Here is a 1,611-nt window from a genome sequence, read left to right as displayed (position 1 = left end):
CCATTGTCTCGGTGGTCTATCTTGAAGGAGCTTCTTTCTACATCAACGAAGACATCGCGCGGGTCCTGTGCCGAACTCATTAGAGGATCCCCTAAAAGTACGTATGGATAGTCTCTAAGAGAGACATCGTTTACTAGATTCACGATTTTTCCAAATTGATGGCCTTGACGGACTAGGGATTGAAATTCTTGTGCGGATTCTTCCGTGAACTCCACCGTTTCCGTCGTCGTGATACACGCTCTTGGATAGCCGTCCGCCAGGCTCAAGGCTACACTCACATCGGACGGGTACAGTTCGTTCGAGACCGAAAACCCGTTGCAGGATAGGAACAGCAAATTTTCGGTCCGGAGTTCATAAACCGGAAGAATGGAAATGTTCGGATTGTGCACCCGCTTGCAAGTGCCTTGTCTGCATCCCCCTTCAACAGGGCGTCCGTCGGAGCCTCTTTCTTCTCGTCCCATCAATCCACACAAGACGGCATGCTCAAGATTGGCATGTGCACCTTCTCCATGGCTTACAAGGGCAAGGGAATACCACTGTTGAGCTAACTGATGCCATAAATAATCCGGTGAGAACTCGAAGTCGGAAGCACGCAATTCGTTTCCATCCATTTCATATGCCTGACGGGCGATCGCATCGATTATTCCGTACCGACGACACGGCAGTGATGGGGACAAAAACTTGGCCAATAAAAAAGATAGTCCGGCGGCATCAACGGATGTTGCGACACCCCACAATGTCTCCGTCTCACCTTGCGATAGCAAAGCGGCGATCTTTTTCAAAATGCCCGTGTGCAACCCTATGGGCTTGCACACGATGAGAACCGATTTTGGTGCGCACAATCGCAAGAGGACTTCTAATCGATCAAGCGACGCCTTGACGAAACGTCTTCCGGTTTTCATAGCGTAATAACAGGCTGCATAAGCGTAGGCATCATCTAGCGCGATGACCCAGTCGTCCAGGTCGCTTGATTGTTGCATGTAAGTTGCCGTGATTTCCCCGGCAGACTTGTCGACGGTCTTATCTGCCATCAAATTACCTGGTGCACTTTTCAACCCGTACATTTGGAGGACGGCAATCCAACGTTCTTTTCGTTGTTTGTCGAATGGTTCGATAATGGGAATGGGCGCATCGAAGCTGTAGTGAACAAGATCGGCTTGAGAATGTACCCAAGCGTATCCAATTTTCTCGCTCAATTGGTGACCTTCCTTTCACAGGCGTCAGCCAAGGCGCGAAGCAAATTCTCGCCCTGCCTTCGGGACTTCAGGACAACAATCATTTTGGAATGCTTAACTTCTTGGAACTTTTGCATCATCACAGGACGCACTTTGAGCTTAAAAAGTACCGCTTTCACCAGAAAAGACAGCTTGAGGTCCAACCGCGGTACATAACTAGCATCGTTGGCAATCTCACTAGGAAGGGATGATTTGTCCCCCGACAAGCGTTTGATCGTGCGACTGATGATGCCGTGAACCGCAGTGACTGTCGAAACATCAAAATAGACGATTGCGTCAGCGCGTCTCAGGCGTTCCTCAAGGAAGCGGTCATGGTAGTTGCCCTCTAGAATAAATCTGTCAGCTCCAAGAACTCGCATTACGCGCGCGCTAAATT

Annotated in this window: 2 protein-coding genes; both read right to left on the bottom strand. The window is 49.6% G+C overall.

What is annotated here, in order from left to right:
• Nucleotides 1–1,196: hypothetical protein (locus HIJ39_RS22805; RefSeq protein WP_169103319.1), on the bottom strand; the 1,196-nt coding region annotated here is incomplete at its 3' end.
• Nucleotides 1,193–1,611 (bottom strand): P-loop NTPase family protein (locus HIJ39_RS22800; protein WP_420824594.1); only part of this gene is annotated, 419 nt, incomplete at its 5' end. The genes HIJ39_RS22800 and HIJ39_RS22805, both read right to left, overlap by 4 nt.

Origin of the sequence: Sulfobacillus harzensis, from assembly GCF_012933365.1 — a bacterium.
GTDB lineage: Bacteria > Bacillota > Sulfobacillia > Sulfobacillales > Sulfobacillaceae > Sulfobacillus_B > Sulfobacillus_B harzensis.
Note: the sequence above shows the minus strand (reverse complement) of the source record. Positions and strands in the feature narration are given on the sequence as shown.